Origin of the sequence: Variovorax sp. 160MFSha2.1 (assembly GCF_048305075.1) — a bacterium.
Classification (GTDB): Bacteria; Pseudomonadota; Gammaproteobacteria; order Burkholderiales; family Burkholderiaceae_C; genus Variovorax; species Variovorax guangxiensis.
On the sequence record NZ_CP157624.1, the window covers coordinates 5990014 to 6004477 of the forward strand.

The window sequence follows — 14464 nt, forward strand, 5'->3', positions numbered from 1 at the left end:
GACGGGGGCAAAGGCGACGCCAATCGCAGGACATCCCACATCACGGAACGCATGCAATTCAATGGAGGCGTAGATTGACCGACACCCCAACCACGGAGTTTCCGTTCATGTCCAAGAGGCTTACTTCGATCCTGCTCGCCGCAACGACACTGTCCTGTGCAATAGGTGCGCCGGTTCTTGCCGCCGCCCAGAGCGCCGACACCGTCCGCATCCGCGGCACTCTCGTGCGCGTCGATGCGAACACCCTGGTCGTGCAGGACCGCACCGGCGAGGTCGTCTCGCTCGCGCGCCCGGCTCACCTGTCGGTATCCGAGGTCTATCCGATCAAGCTTTCGGACATCAGGCGCGGCAGCTTCATCGGCACCGCCGCCATGCCGCAGGCCGACGGCACGCAGAAGGCGCTCGAAGTGGTCGTGTTCCCCGAGGCCGCGCGCGGCACCGGCGAAGGCCATCGCCCATGGGACCTGCTGCCCGAAAGCACCATGACCAACGCCACCGTCGCCGACCTGGCCGCGGCGCCGAAGTCGGTGCGCGGCGGCCAGCAGCTGCACCTGACCTACAAGGGTGGAGAGAAAACCGTCGTGGTGCCGCCCGACGTGCCGGTGGTCACCTTCCGACCCGGCACCGATGCGCTGCTGGTACCCGGCGCCCGGGTGCTGGTCAATGCGCAGGAGAAGAACGGTACGCCCACGGCCTTGCGCGTGACGGCCGGGCGCAACGGCTTCGCGCCGCCGATGTAGCCCCGAAGCCGGCAACGAACGCGGGCACGCACCCAAGGGAAATCCCGCAGGCATTTTTGTCGCTGCGGCGACCTCCGGCGCACCGGCGCGGCGTATCGTGGCGAGGGATTTTTGCCGTCAGGCTGATCCTCGCCATCCAAACGTCCACCGTCACAGGAGATTCCGCACCATGGCCACTGCCAAGAAAGCCGCCGCCAAGAAGACCACCGCCAGCAGCAGCACCAGCACCGCCGGCGCGAAGAAGGCGGCGCCCGATGCCGCGGACATGCTCAATCCGCTGAAGGGCATGGCCGACCGGCTGCAGAGCCTCAACCTGACCGGTGGCGCCGGCAAGCTGCTGGAAAGCGGCCGCAAGGACCTGGCGGCGCTGATGGAGGCCAACGAGAAGTCGTACAAGGGCCTGCAGACCGTCGTGCAGCGGCAGACGGAAATGATCAAGAGCGCCATCTCCGAGTGGCAGACCGCCGCCAAGGAAATGCCCGGCAAGGACCCGAAGGAAAACCTCGCCAAGCTCGACGAGCTCGGCCGCCAGTCGTTCCAGCGCGCCATCGACGACATCAAGGAGCTGGCCAACCTCGCCGCCAAGTCGCAGGCCGATGCCTTCGACGTGGTGCGCCAGCGCATCCAGGCGAACGTGGACGAAGTGACGAAGATGCTGCAGCGCAAGTAATACGCTTGCGCGCCCGGCCATGACCGCAGCCCCGCCCCGCGTCGAACAACGCACGCGCGCCAACGGCATCGAGCTGGCCTGGGACAGCTTCGGCGATCCGGCCGCCGAGCCGCTGCTGCTGGTCATGGGCCTCGGCGCGCAGATGGTGGCGTGGGACGACGCCTTCTGCGCCCGGCTCGCCGAGGCCGGCGGGCACCGCGTGATCCGATTCGACAACCGCGATATCGGCCATTCGACGCACCTCACGCTGCTGGGCGTGCCCGACATCCAGGCGCTGATGGCGCAGGCGATGGCCGGGCTGCCGCTGCGAGCGCCCTACGACCTGCGCGACATGGCGGCCGACTGCGTCGGGCTGCTCGACGCGCTGGGCATCGCCCGGGCGCACATCGTGGGCGCCTCGATGGGCGGCGCCATCGGGCAGGAGCTGTGCATCCACCATCCGCAGCGCATGCTGTCGTTCACCAGCATCATGTCGAGCACCGGCGCGCCGGGACTGCCGCCGCCCACGCCCGAGGCGATGGCAGTGCTGTTCTCGCCGGCGCCGACCACCTTCGCGGCCTACCAGGCGCACTACGCGAAGGTGTGGCGCGTGCTGCGCGGACCCGGCAGCTTTCCGCTCGACGAAGCGCGCGACGCCGAGAAGGCGCAGCTCGTCTTCCTGCGCGGGCTCAACCCGGCCGGCGTGGCGCGGCAGCTCGCTGCCATCCTCGCCTCGGGCAACCGCAAGCCCGCGCTGCGCAACGTGCGCGTGCCCACGCTGGTGATCCACGGCGACGACGACCCGCTGGTGCCGGTGGCCTGCGGCGTCGACGTGGCCGATGCGATAGCGGGCTCGCAGCTGCTGCGCATCCCCGGCATGGGGCATGCGTTGCCGATCCCGATGTGGCCGCAGATCGTCGACGCCATCGCGGCGCACACGGCGCAGCACCCAGGCGACTGAAGCAGAAGAAACAACAAGGCGACAAGGGAGCATCCGCCATGACGAACAAGTTCTCCCCTCTCGACCCGATGGCCATGTGGCGCGAGCTCACGGCCCAGTGGGAAAAAACCACCAACGAGTTCGCCAACGAGACCATGGCCTCGGACCCGTTCCGCCAGGGCATGCACGGCGGCATGAACGCCTCGCTCACCGCGCAGAAGGCGCTGGGCGAGCTGATGGCGCGCTACCTGACGATGCTGAACCTGCCGACGCGCGCCGACCTGCAAGTGCTGGGGGAGCAGCTGCAGCGCATCGACGATCACCTGGCGCGCATTGCCCGCGCCGTGGAGGGCGGGCCCGCTTCCTCCGCTGCGGCAGCGCCAGGACCGCGCCGCACCCGGCAGCCTCCGAAGGCGGCGCCTGCGGCACCCGCGGCGGCGCCCGCCACCCCGCCCCGCACGCGCAAGCCCCCGGCAGGAAAGCGCCCGGCATGAGCATCACCGCCGACACGCCCTTCGCCCTGCCCGACATCGCGGTCGACATGGCCGCCGAGATCGAGCGCGCGATCCAGCGCAACCTCAAGGGCCTGGACTTCCTCACCACCGCCGCGCCCGCCGTCGGCCAGACGCCCAAGGACGAGATCCACCGGCGCGGCACGCTGAGCCTGTACCACTACCGGCCCATGGCCGACGAGATCTACCGCGTGCCGCTGCTGATCGTGATGGCGACCACCAACCGCGGCTACATCCTCGACCTCGCGCCGGGCCAGAGCATGGTCGAGCACCTGCTGCTGCAGGGCTACGACGTCTACATGATGGACTGGAACGCGCCGCGCCCGCAGGAGAAGCACCTGCGCATCGAGGACTACGTACTCGACTTCATTCCCGACTCGATCCGGCGCGTGCAGGAACGCTCGGGCGAGGAAGACGTCACGCTCGTGGGCTACTGCATGGGCGGCGTGCTCTCCACGCTCTATGCCGCGCTGCACCCCGGCGGGCCGATGAAGAACCTCGCGCTCTTCACCACGCCCATCGACTTCAGCCGCATGAAGCTGTTCCACGCGTGGTCGGACCGCCGGTATTTCGACGTCGACCGGCTCATCGACACCGTGGGCAACGTGCCGCCCGAGATGCTCTTCGCCTCCTTCGACATGCTGCGCCCCGCCGGCCGCAGCGCGGGCATGGTGCAGCTGTGGGACAACATGGACAACGACGAATTCGTCAAGTCGTACCGCATGTTCGACCGCTGGGGCAACGAGATGCTGCCGCTGGCCGGCGAGTACTTCCGCCAGACCGTCAAGGAGCTCATGTGGGGCAACAAGCTGCACAAGGGCGAGCTGGTGATCGGCGGGCAGAAGGTGCAGCTGAAGAACATCAGGGTGCCGGTGCTGCACGCGCTCGCGCAGCACGACCACATCGTTCCCTACGAGGCCGGACAGCCGCTCGTGGCTGGCGTCGGCTCCACCGACAAGGAGGAGGTGGTGCTCAAGGGCGGCCACGTCAGCCTCGCCGCCGGGCCCAACGCGGTGCGCCGGCTGTGGCCCAGACTGGACGAATGGCTTGGAGTGCGATCGACATGAGCATCACCACCGTGACCGACTCCTTCTCGCGGACCTACCCGCGTACCGTGACCAGCAGTGACGGCAACATCGTCCTGCGCCTGATGGCCGCCGAAGACGCGAATGCCGTGCTCGCCTTCGCGCAGGCGCTGCCGGCGCACGACCTGCTCTTTTTGCCGCGTGACATCACCCAGCCCAAGGTGATGAACGCCTGGGTGCGCGCCATCGAGCGCGGCGACATCGACAGCGTGCTCGCAGCGCGCGGTGATGCCGTGCTCGGCTGCGCGGCGGTGATCCGCGACCCGCATTCCTGGTCCAGCCACGTGGCCGAACTGCGCGTGCTCGCCGCGCCCGAGCTGCGCGGCAGCGGCCTGGGCCACAAGCTCGCGCGCGAAGCCTGCGCGCTGGCCATCGAGCGCGGGGCCGAAAAGCTCGTCGCCCGCATGACCGTCGACCAGCGCGGCGCCATCGCCGTCTTCCAGGCCCTGGGCTTCAAGCCCGAGGCGCTGCTGGGCAAGCACGTGAAGGACCGCCAGGGCATGGCGCACGACATCGTGGTGCTGAGCCAGGACGTGGTGCGGTTCGAGGCGCAGATGCGGGCGTATGGGATGAACGAGGCGCTCGGGGGCTGAAATGCCCCTGGCACGGGGGCGGCGGGGCCGGAAACCGCCGGCCTTTTAAAATCGCGGATTCCCCTCGCAGATTGCCCACCTTGTCTTTCGTAGCCGAAACCCGCCGCCGCCGCACCTTCGCGATCATTTCCCACCCTGACGCCGGCAAGACCACGCTGACCGAAAAGCTGCTGCTTTTCTCCGGCGCGATCCAGATCGCCGGCTCGGTGAAGGCGCGCAAGGCCTCGCGCCATGCCACCTCCGACTGGATGGAGATCGAGAAGCAGCGCGGCATCTCGGTGGCCTCGTCGGTGATGCAGATGGTGTACCGCGACCACGTCATCAACCTGCTGGACACGCCGGGCCACAAGGACTTCTCTGAAGACACGTATCGCGTGCTCACCGCCGTCGACTCGGCGCTGATGGTGATCGACGCGGCCAACGGCGTGGAAGCGCAGACGCGCCGGCTGATCGAGGTCTGCCGCCAGCGCGACACGCCCATCATCACCTTCGTCAACAAGATGGACCGCGAAGTGCGCGAGCCGCTGGACATCCTCGACGAGGTGGAGCGCGAGCTGGGCATGCCCTGCGTGCCCATGACCTGGCCGGTGGGCCAGGGCAAGAGCTTCCGCGGGATCATGAACCTGCGCACGCAGGCGATGACGGTGTTCGAGTCGGGCAGCGAGCGCCTGCCGCAGGACTTCGAGACCATTCCGCTGAGCGAGCGCGATACGCTGGTCGAGCGCTTCGGCGCCGACTTCGAGACCGCCATGGAAAGCATGGAGCTCGCCACCGGCGCCTCGCCCGCCTGGGACCGCGAGGCCTTCCTGGCCGGCAAGCAGACGCCCGTGTTCTTCGGCTCCGGCGTGAACAACTTCGGCGTGATGGAAGTGCTCGACGCGCTGGTCGACCTGGCGCCCTCGCCGCGCTCGCGCACCAGCACCACGCTGGTCAACCGCCAGCCGGTGACCAAGGAGATCCAGCCCGAGGACAAGGACTTCGCGGGCGTCGTCTTCAAGGTGCAGGCCAACATGGACGCCAACCACCGCGACCGCATCGCCTTCGTGCGCATGGCCTCGGGCAAGTACACGCCGGGCATGAAGCTGAAGGTGCAGCGCACCGCCAAGGAACTGCGCCCCACCAGCGTCGTGACCTTCATGAGCCAGCGCCGCGAGGCAGTGGAAGAGGCCTACGCGGGCGACATCGTAGGCTTCACCACCCACGGCGGCGTGCAGCTGGGCGACACCATCACCGACGGCGCGAGCCTGCAGTTCACCGGCCTGCCCTTCTTCGCGCCCGAGCTCTTCATGACCGTGATCCTGAAGAACCCGCTGCGCACCAAGCAGCTGCAGCAGGGCCTGGCCCAGCTCGGCGAGGAAGGCGCGATCCAGGTGTTTCGCCCCGAGATCGGCGGCCCGATGCTGCTGGGCGCGGTCGGCCAGCTGCAGTTCGAAGTGGTGCAGCACCGCCTGAAGGCGGAGTACGACGCCGACGTGCGCCTCGAAGGCTGCCAGTACACCGGCGCACGCTGGATCACGGCCGACACGCCGGCCGAGCTGCGCGAGTTCGTGAACGCGTATCCGCAGCGCATGGCGAAGGACGCGGCGGACACGCTGGCCTTCCTGTGCACCTCGCCCTACGACGTTCGGCTGGCGCAGGAGCGGTTTCCGAAGATCCACTTCCATCCGCTGCGCGAGCATGCGGGGCTGGCGCTGCAGAGCGCGGGGTAAAGAGACGGGATCGGGCAGCCGAACGCAGAAGGAAGACAAAAACTACGCAGAGATCGCAGAAGAGAACCTGGTCATTTCCGGATTTGTCCTCTGCGACTTCTGCGAAACCTTTGCGACTTCTGCGTTCGGCTTTCCTGCCGGTTCGCAGTCCCTCAACTGCCCGTCGACGCATAGCGGCGCAACCCGAAGCGCCACACCCCGAAAGCCGCCACCAGGAACACGAACCCGGCGAGCGGCGACACCAGGCCCACCCATGCCGGCGCCCCCAGCGGGTCGGCCTTTCCCAGGATCGCCAGCACCGGGTAGTACGCCACGCAGGCCAGCGGCACGATGAAGGTCAGCACGCGCCGGAACCAGCGCGCATAGAGCGCCAGCGGGTACTGCGCGGCCTGCACGCCGCCGTAGGTCAGCACGTTCGCGATCTCGAGGCTCTCGACGGTCCAGAAGGCCAGCGTGCCCTGCAGCACCAGGATGCCGAGGAACAGCGCCACGCCGCCCGCGATGGCGATCAGCGCGATGGCGACGGCGCCCGGCGTCCACGCGATGCCCATCTGCTGCGTGGCGAACGCCACCATCGCCAGCCCCTGCAGCAGCCGGCCCAGGCGGCTGATGCGAAAGTCGTTGCCCATCAGCTGCAGCGCGAGCGGACGCGGCCGCAGCAGCAGGCGGTCGAAGGCGCCGGTGCGCAGGAACTCCGTGCCGAGCACGTCGAAGCCGCGGCCCAGCGCATCGGCAAGCGCGAACATGCAGTTCACCAGCCCGTAGAACAGCGCCACCTCGCCGATGCGCCAGCCCTGCACGTCGCCGAAGCGGTGGAACAGCGCCCACACGGCGATCACTTCGATGCCGGTGCCGAGGAACTGGCCGACGGTCAGCATCAGCGCCGAGGCCGGGTAGCGCGCCTGGCCGCCGAGGGACGCGCCGACCAGCCGGAAGAAGAGCGGAATCGATCCCATCGCCCTCACCTGCCCTCACCCGCCCTGCACCTGCAGGCCGCGCATGGTGCGGCCCATGGCGAAATGGCCGAAGGCCACGAGCACCGCGATCCAGAAGACCTGCAGCCCCAGCCCGCCGATGGCCTGCCAGCCCTGCAGCTGCCCGAAGTACAGGCGCGCCGGAATGTCCATCAGCCCGGCCAGCGGCTGGACCAGCAGCGCGGTCTGCCAGCCGTCGGGCAGCATCGCGAGCGGCAGCAGGTTGCCAGAAAGAACGATGACCACCGGCGTGGCCACCGCGCTGATGCCGCGTTCGTTGAGCGCGGCGGTGGCGGCCACGTTCAGCAGCATCACCATCGACGTCGACAGCAGCAGCGCGAGCACGGCCGAGAGCACGAAGGCGAGCCCCGCCGCCACGCCCGCCGGCAGCTGCCAGGCCCACTCGCCCAGCCCGAACAGCGGCAGCGCGACCATCGCGAAGGCCGCCATCAGCGCCACGCGTGGCAGCACGCGGGCGGCGATCCAGCCGGCGCTGCGCGCGAACCACAGCGCGTAGGCGTCGACGGGCCGCAGCCGGTCGTAGGCGACGGCGCCGGTGCGCACCGCCTGCGCCACTTCCGGGTCGCCCAGCCACGGCAGCAGCACGAGCAGCCCCTGCGCGAGCCAGGTGTAGGTGATGGCCTGGGCGAGCGACATCGAGCTGCTCGCGCCGGTGCCAGCCGCATGGCCGTAGAAGGCCGCGAACACCATCACCTTGATGCCGCCCCACCAGCACTGCGTGGCGAAGCCGGCGAGCGCGGCGGTGCGGTACTGCAGCATCTGCAGGAAGCGCGACGCGAAGGCCGCGATGTAGGGCCGTGCAAGGTCGTGCGGGCGCATCGCCGTCACGCTTCTGCCGCTCCGTGCATGGCGTAGAAGCGCGCAATGACGGCCTCGATCGCCAGGCCTTCGAGGCGAATGTCCTCCACCGCATGCGCGGCGGCGATGCGCGCGATCAGCGCGGGCGCCGCAGTGCGGGCCGGGTCGAAGTCGAGCACCAGCGTCTGGCCGTCGCGCGAGTGCACCCGCGCGCCTTCCACCTGCGCGGGCAGCTCGGCGCCCTGCGCGAAGTCGACCACCAGGCGGCGCTCGGCCATCACCTGCGCACGCAGCGCCTCGACCGGGCTGTCGGCCAGCACGCGGCCGTGGCCGATGATGATCACGCGGCGGGCCAGCGCCTCGATGTCGTGCATGTCGTGCGTGGTCAGCAGCACGGTGGTGCCGCGCTCGCGATTGGCGCGGCGCACGAAGTCGCGCACGGCCAGCTTGGAAGGTGCGTCGAGGCCGATGGTCGGCTCGTCGAGAAAGAGGATGTCGGGCTCGTGCAGCAGCGCGGCAGCGATCTCCGCGCGCATGCGCTGGCCCAGCGAGAGCTGCCGCACCGGCTGCGCGAGCACGCGCTCCAGGTTCAGCAGCGCCACCAGTTCGTCGCGCGTGCGGCGATAGCGCGACGGGTCCACGCGGTAGATGTCGCGCAGCAGGTCGAAGCCGTCGCCCACGGGCAGGTCCCACCACAGCTGCGTGCGCTGGCCGAAGACCACGCCGATGCGCCCCACGTGGCGCTCGCGGTCGGCGAAGGGATCGCGACCGTCGATCTCCACGCGCCCGCCATCGGGCCGCAGGATGCCAGAGAGGATCTTGATGGTGGTCGACTTGCCCGCGCCGTTGGGCCCGATGAAGCCCAGCAGCTCGCCGCGCTCCAGCGCGAACGACACGCCCGACAGCGCCTCCACCGTGCGATGGCGCCGCTGCACGAGGCCGCGCAGCGCGCCCATCACGCCAGGGTCGCGTTCGGAGATGCGGTAGGTCTTGCGGAGGTCGTCGACGAGGATGTGGGGCATGGCGGGCGCCGCGCCGGCCTCGATGGCACGGCGGGGGCGGGATGCTACACGAAAGCGCCGGTACGATCGGCGCTCCCCCTGCATTGCTCTCTCCATGCCCACCTTGCCTTCTTCGCCCCACCATCTGCTGCCGCTGGCCCAATGGCCGCAGGCCGCGCGCGGTGCGCTCATCGGCGTCTTCACCGACATCGACGACACGCTCACGCACGACGGCGCCATCACGCCCGATGCGCTGCAGGCGCTGGGCGATCTGAAGGCGGCGGGGCTTTCGGTGGTGGCGATCACCGGCCGGCCGGTGGGCTGGAGCCTGCCCTTCGTCAACGCCTGGCCGGTCGACGCCATCGTGGCCGAGAACGGCGCGGTCGCGCTGCTGCCCTCGGCCGATGACAAGGTCGAGAAGCGCTACCAGCAGGACGAGCCCACGCGCGCCGCCAACTTCGCGCGCATGCAGGCGGTGGTGGAGCGCATCGAGCGCGAGCTGCTGGGCGTGGGTCGCGCCACCGACTCGCCGGGGCGCGAGACCGACATCGCCATCGACCACAGCGAGTTCGTGCAATTGAGCGACGACACCATCGCGCAGGTGGTGGCGCTGATGCGCGGCGAGGGCATGCACGCCACCGTCAGCAGCATCCACGTCAACGGCTGGTACGGCGACAACGACAAGCTCGAAGGTGCGCGCTGGATCGTGCGCGAGCTGTGGGGTCGCACGCTCGACGGCGAGATGGACCGCTGGGCCTACGTGGGCGACTCCACCAATGACCAGCTGATGTTCCGCACCTTCGCGCACAGCATCGGCGTGGCGAACGTCGCGCGCTTCGTGCCGCAGTTGGAGCACCTGCCGCGCTACGTGACGCGGGGCGAGCGCGGCACCGGCTTCGCCGAGGCCGCGCGCGCGATTCTCTCGGCGCGCTGAACACCGCCGGACGCTGCGGACAAACGACACTCCGCGCGAAAAAATACGGACGAAAAAAAGCCCGCACGAGGCGGGCGAAGGGACCGTTCGACGGGGTCCTTGGAGAAAACAGTCTCGGGGTTCGCTGCGATCAGAAGCTGTGGCGGATGCCGAACTCGTAGCCCATCGACGACTTGGGCTGCAGCGCCACGCGGTTGTACGTTGCCACGTACGACGGACCGGCGCCGACCGTGTTGCCGGCACCGTTCTTGTTGGTCACGCGCGCGATCGTGCCGTAGAGCGCGGTGCGCTTCGACAGGTTGTGCACGTAGCCCAGCGCGAACTTGTTCGACTTCGGGTCGGGGGTGTTCACGGCGAAGAGGGCCGGCACGCGGTTGTAGTCGTACTTGACCTGCGAGTACGAGGCGCGGATCTGGCCCGGGCCGATCGGCACGGTCACGCCGATCAGGTAGCCGGTGAGGTCGGTGCTCGGCACCGGCGTGAAGATGTTCAGCGGATCGCGCTGGTCCTTCGAGCGCGAGTACTCGCCGAACAGCTTGGCCACGCCGAAGTCGTAGGTCGCGCCGAGGTTGAAGGTCTTGATCTTGCCCGGACGTGCCACGGCGGAGGAGCCTGAACCGGAGGTGAAGCTGGTGTCGTTCTGCGCGTAGCTGACGGCGACGTCGACCGGGCCCGAGGCGTACCCGACGCGGCCGCCGATATGGCGGCCGGTGTTGGTGCGGTCGGCGCCGGTGATGGTGTCGGGCGACAGGCGGGTAATCTCGTGGAAGCTGTAGCCCAGGTTGCCGTAGAAGCCGCCCAGGTTGCGCGGCAGGAAGTACTGGACCATGTTGCCGGCGCGCTTGTAGGTGCTGTTGCTGCCGTAGCCGGTGCCCGAGAGGCTGCCTTCGTTGGCGTCGATGATCAGCGAGCCGCCGATGCCGGTGTCGCCGAACGGATCGAACTGCTCGTCGTTCAGCACGGTGGCGGTCTTGTCGCGGCCGATGCGGAACTCGCCGAAGCTGCCGGCCAGGCTCACGGTGGAGCGGCGGCTGAAGTTGGAGACGCCGGTGGCGCCGTCGTCGTTGGTGATCGGGGCTTCGAGCCAGAAGCTGGCCGACAGGCCGCCGCCGAGGTCTTCGACGCCGCGGAAGCCCAGGCGGCTGGAACTCAGGCCCGAGTTGGCCAGCTCGGTACGGCTGGCCTTCACGCTGTAGTAGGGGGTGAAAAGGGTGGCCGGGACCGACTCGCTCTTGTTCGAGACGTTGCGGTAGGCCGCATCGACGACGCCGAACAGCGTCACGGTCGATTGCGCCGACGCGGCACCGCAGGCTGCCATCGCAGCCAGAACAAGCAGGGATTTTTTCATTCGTATCACTCCAGGATGGGGAAGTTGCCGCTCCGATGCCGGATGCAGCTGCTGAGAGCCCGGGCTTTTGCGCCACAAGACTGCATCGGAGTGTTTCCATCGCGGAAGACAAACGAATTACATAGGGTAAGTACCCAACCCCCGAAGGGCCAAGCCTCTTGACATAGGTGTCCTGACTGTTTCCTGACCCGGAACGCCGTTCCGGCCACTCACTCGCTCATGGGCAATTCGCGCTGCCGGCGTCGCAGCACCATCCACTGGCTCCACGTGCCGAAGGCGGCGATCAGCAGCAACACCGCAGCATAGCCCTCGGCCGTGTTCAGCAGCCCCAGCGGCGCCACCAGGAAGCCCGCGAGCATGGCCGGCAGGCTGAACGCGAGATAGCTCACCACGAAGATCGCCGCGAAGAGCTCGCCGCGCTCGTGCGATTGCGCCATCGGCGCCAGCGTCTGCACCAGCGCCGAGAACGCGCCGCCGAAGCCGATGCCCGCTACCGCCGTGCCGACGAAGAAGAGCGCGAGCGAACGGGTGGCAAGCGAGGCCAGCAGCAGCACCAGGCCGAGCGCGATGCTGGCCATGCCGACGATGGCCGGGCGCGGAGCCGCAAGGCGGCCGAGCAGCGTCGGCGCGATGGCTCCCATGCCGGAAAGCACCGCCACCGTGAGGCCGTTGACCACGCCGTTGTCGATGCCGAACACATACAGCATCAGAGAAGGCGCCAGCGACAGGTACAGCCCGCCGAGCGCCCACACCACGATGAACACCGGCAGCCCGCGCGCGAACTCGGCGCGTGCCTTCGCCGGAATCGACACGCGCGGCACCAGCGAGGCCAGCGCGCCCGCGCGCGGCGTGACGGTCTCGGGCATCCACAGCACCACCGCCGCGCCCAGCGCGAACACCGCGGCGAGCACGCCGAACACCAGCATCACCGGTTGCAGCGAGAACTTCACCGCCATGCCCGTGAGCAGCGCACCCGCGGCAAGGCCTGCAAGCGGCGACACGCTCGTGATCAGCGCCCCCAGCCGCTTGCGCGCTGCCGGCGCGGCCTCGACCACCGCCGCGCTCAGCGCGCCGCTCGCCACACCGGTGGCGATGCCCTGCACCACGCGCGCGACGATCAGCCCGCCGATGCCGTTCGCCAGCAGGAAGAGCCCCATCGCCACCGCCTGCAGCACCAGCGCCGACAGCACCACCGGGCGGCGCCCGATGTGGTCCGACAGCGAGCCGGCTACCAGCAGAGAAACCAGCAGCGCGATCGCGTAGACCGCGAAGGCCACCGTGAGCAGCGACGAAGAGAAATGCCAGGCGTGCTGGAACACCACGAACAGCGGCGAAGGCGCGGCAGCCGCGAAGAAAAAGGCGAACAGCACAGCCGCGAGCAGCGGAAAGGCCGCGCGCTGCGGCAGGCGCCAGGGCCTGGAGCGCGCCGCGAGGTCGGCGGTGGCGGAAGCGAGTTCGGGGCAGGAGGACGGCATGGCGAATCCTTAATGCAACTTTTTTTGCTTTTGTGATTCTAGACATGCGAATCCTCTAAAGCAAATATCTTTGCGTTAAAGTCCAGACCATGACCGACATCGCCCTCCCCAACAAACGCCCCGGCGGCCGCAGCGCCCAGGTGCAGGCATTGGTGCGCACTGCCCTCGAAGAACTCGTGGCGGAACAAGGAAGGGAGCGCGTCACGGTGCCGGCGGTGGCCGAGCGCGCGGGTGTCAGCGCCTCCAGCATCTACCGGCGCTGGGGCGACCTGCAGGGGCTGCTGGCCGAAACCGCCACCCACCGGCTGGACCCGAACCGCCCGCTGCCGAATACGGGAACGCTGCGCGCCGACCTGGAAGCCTGGGCGCGCGAACTCATCGAGCACCTGGCCAGGCCGTGCAATACCTCGTTGCTGAAAGCCGCGGCCGCGCTGGCCAACGATGGCGCCGACACCGACTGCCTGCGCAACCGCCGCAGGGAGGCGCTCACGCTTGTCGAGCAGGCCCGCGCCCGCGGCGAGCCCGCACCCGAGCCGCAGCAGGTGATCGATCACCTGATCGCGCCGATCGTGTTCCGGCTGGTGTTCGGTGGAGAGGGGGTGCAGCCGGAACTGGCGTCCCGGCTGGTGGACGAACTCTTCGTCCTCAGTTCGTCTTGACTTCCTTCGCCAGCCCCAGCTTGTCGATGATGGCCTTCTCCTTCACCACCGTGTCCTGCGCGAACTTGGTATAGGTGGCCGAGCTCATGTAGTTCGGCAGCATGTCGTAGCGGCCCAGCGCGGCGACGTAGCTCGGCTCCTCCATCGCCTGCTTGAAGGCGTCGTGCAGCTTCTTCACCACCTCGGGCGGCGTGCCCTTGGGTGCGCCGATGCCGAAGGGCGAGTTCTGCACCACGTCGTAGCCGAGTTCCTTCAGCGTGGGCGCGTCGGGGAACTTGGCCAGGCGCTTCTCGCCCCAGGTGTTGAGCACGCGCAGCTTGCCGGCCTCCACCTGCGGCGCGAAGCCGGTGCTGTCGGCCGCGGCCATCAGCTGGCCGCTGACCACCGCGAGCATCAGGTCGGCGCTGCCCTTGTAGGGCACGTGCTGCAGCTGGATGCCGGCCTTCTGCGCGACGATCTCGGTCGTCAGGTGCGGGCTGGTGAGCGTGCCCGTGGAGCCGTAGGTGAGCTTGCCGGGGTTGGCCTTGGCGTATGCGACGAAGTCGGCCCAGGTCTTGAAGGGGCTGTCGGCCGGCACGACGATGCCGAAGGCGTAGCCGGTGACGTTGATGACGTAGGTGATGTCCTTGAGCGGATCCCAGTTGATCTTGGTGGTGTAGCCCAGGCGGAACACGCCCAGCGGAATCTGCGCGACGGTGTAGCCGTCGGGCTGCGCGGTCTGCAGCGCCTGCGCGGGCAGCGTGCCGCCGGCGCCGGGCTTGTTGTCGATGATCACCGGCTGGCCGAGGATCTTGCTCGCGTTCTCCGCGAGCTGGCGCATGGTGATGTCGGTCGGGCCGCCCGCCGGGAAGGCGATCACCAGCTTGATGGGCTTGGCGGGAAAGGCCTGCGCGAGCGCCGCCATCGGAAAAGCGAGGCCGCCGGTTGCGGCGAATGCGGCGGCGGTACGGAGGAAGGTGGAGCGGCGGAGCATGGCTGACTGGGTCCTGACTTGGGAAAGCGCCGATTGGGCCCCGCCGCACCGGC

At 68.9% G+C, this 14464-nt stretch carries 15 protein-coding genes; 9 read left to right on the forward strand and 6 right to left on the reverse strand.

The window, feature by feature from the left end; genetic code table 11:
- The first annotated feature begins 107 nt into the window (after positions 1 to 107).
- The 7 genes from ABL838_RS27610 (at position 108) to ABL838_RS27640 (ending at position 6228) form a co-directional block, all read left to right on the forward strand.
- The gene (locus tag ABL838_RS27610) at positions 108 to 740 is read left to right on the forward strand and encodes a hypothetical protein (protein WP_418122845.1); all 633 of its coding nucleotides are present in this window, start codon (positions 108 to 110) and stop codon (positions 738 to 740) included.
- Between the two features lie 169 nt (positions 741 to 909).
- Positions 910 to 1410 (forward strand): TIGR01841 family phasin, encoded by a 501-nt coding sequence (gene phaP / locus ABL838_RS27615; protein ID WP_126023703.1) that lies wholly within the window; start codon positions 910 to 912, stop codon positions 1408 to 1410.
- Between the two features lie 19 nt (positions 1411 to 1429).
- A complete protein-coding gene (locus tag ABL838_RS27620) occupies positions 1430 to 2350 on the forward strand; it encodes an alpha/beta fold hydrolase (RefSeq protein ID WP_418122847.1) in 921 nt (306 codons plus the stop codon).
- A 38-nt stretch (positions 2351 to 2388) separates the two neighbouring features.
- A complete protein-coding gene (locus ABL838_RS27625) occupies positions 2389 to 2823 on the forward strand; it encodes a hypothetical protein (protein WP_418122849.1) in 435 nt (144 codons plus the stop codon).
- Positions 2820 to 3908: an alpha/beta fold hydrolase gene (locus ABL838_RS27630; RefSeq protein ID WP_418122851.1), complete on the forward strand. Its 1089-nt coding sequence runs from the start codon at positions 2820 to 2822 to the stop codon at positions 3906 to 3908. The genes ABL838_RS27625 and ABL838_RS27630 overlap by 4 nt, the downstream gene beginning before the upstream one ends.
- A complete protein-coding gene (locus ABL838_RS27635; protein ID WP_418122852.1) occupies positions 3905 to 4519 on the forward strand; it encodes an N-acetyltransferase family protein in 615 nt (204 codons plus the stop codon). Before ABL838_RS27630 ends, ABL838_RS27635 begins: the two co-directional genes overlap by 4 nt.
- A gap of 80 nt (positions 4520 to 4599) precedes the next feature.
- Positions 4600 to 6228: a peptide chain release factor 3 gene (locus ABL838_RS27640; RefSeq protein WP_418122854.1), complete on the forward strand. Its 1629-nt coding sequence runs from the start codon at positions 4600 to 4602 to the stop codon at positions 6226 to 6228.
- A 152-nt stretch (positions 6229 to 6380) separates the two neighbouring features.
- Here the strand turns inward: ABL838_RS27640 and ABL838_RS27645 are convergent, their stop codons facing one another.
- From ABL838_RS27645 to ABL838_RS27655, 3 genes are read right to left on the reverse strand one after another with little or no spacing between them, the layout of a single operon-like run.
- Positions 6381 to 7184: an ABC transporter permease gene (locus tag ABL838_RS27645; protein ID WP_418122856.1), complete on the reverse strand. Its 804-nt coding sequence runs from the start codon at positions 7182 to 7184 to the stop codon at positions 6381 to 6383.
- A 15-nt stretch (positions 7185 to 7199) separates the two neighbouring features.
- Positions 7200 to 8042, reverse strand: a complete 843-nt coding sequence (locus tag ABL838_RS27650) for an ABC transporter permease (RefSeq protein ID WP_418125919.1) — start codon at positions 8040 to 8042, stop codon at positions 7200 to 7202.
- A 5-nt stretch (positions 8043 to 8047) separates the two neighbouring features.
- Entirely contained in the window at positions 8048 to 9043 is a 996-nt protein-coding gene (locus ABL838_RS27655) for an ABC transporter ATP-binding protein (RefSeq protein ID WP_418122858.1), read from the reverse strand.
- Between the two features lie 94 nt (positions 9044 to 9137).
- Here ABL838_RS27655 and ABL838_RS27660 point away from each other — a divergent pair, with 94 nt between their 5' ends.
- Positions 9138 to 9956, forward strand: coding sequence for an HAD-IIB family hydrolase (locus ABL838_RS27660; RefSeq protein ID WP_418122860.1), 819 nt, complete (start codon positions 9138 to 9140; stop codon positions 9954 to 9956).
- Positions 9957 to 10086: 130 nt separating this feature from the next.
- Here ABL838_RS27660 and ABL838_RS27665 read toward each other — a convergent pair whose 3' ends face one another.
- Positions 10087 to 11304: a porin gene (locus ABL838_RS27665; protein ID WP_184640883.1), complete on the reverse strand. Its 1218-nt coding sequence runs from the start codon at positions 11302 to 11304 to the stop codon at positions 10087 to 10089.
- A gap of 209 nt (positions 11305 to 11513) precedes the next feature.
- Positions 11514 to 12779 carry an MFS transporter gene (locus ABL838_RS27670; protein ID WP_418122862.1) on the reverse strand — a complete coding sequence of 422 codons (1266 nt, stop codon included), beginning with the start codon at positions 12777 to 12779 and terminating at the stop codon, positions 11514 to 11516.
- A gap of 89 nt (positions 12780 to 12868) precedes the next feature.
- Here ABL838_RS27670 and ABL838_RS27675 point away from each other — a divergent pair, with 89 nt between their 5' ends.
- Positions 12869 to 13438 carry a TetR/AcrR family transcriptional regulator gene (locus tag ABL838_RS27675; RefSeq protein ID WP_418122865.1) on the forward strand — a complete coding sequence of 190 codons (570 nt, stop codon included), beginning with the start codon at positions 12869 to 12871 and terminating at the stop codon, positions 13436 to 13438.
- Here ABL838_RS27675 and ABL838_RS27680 read toward each other — a convergent pair.
- Complete coding sequence (locus tag ABL838_RS27680) at positions 13425 to 14411, reverse strand: tripartite tricarboxylate transporter substrate binding protein (RefSeq protein ID WP_418122867.1); 987 nt, start codon at positions 14409 to 14411, stop codon at positions 13425 to 13427. The genes ABL838_RS27675 and ABL838_RS27680 overlap by 14 nt on opposite strands.
- Positions 14412 to 14464: the final 53 nt, after the last annotated feature.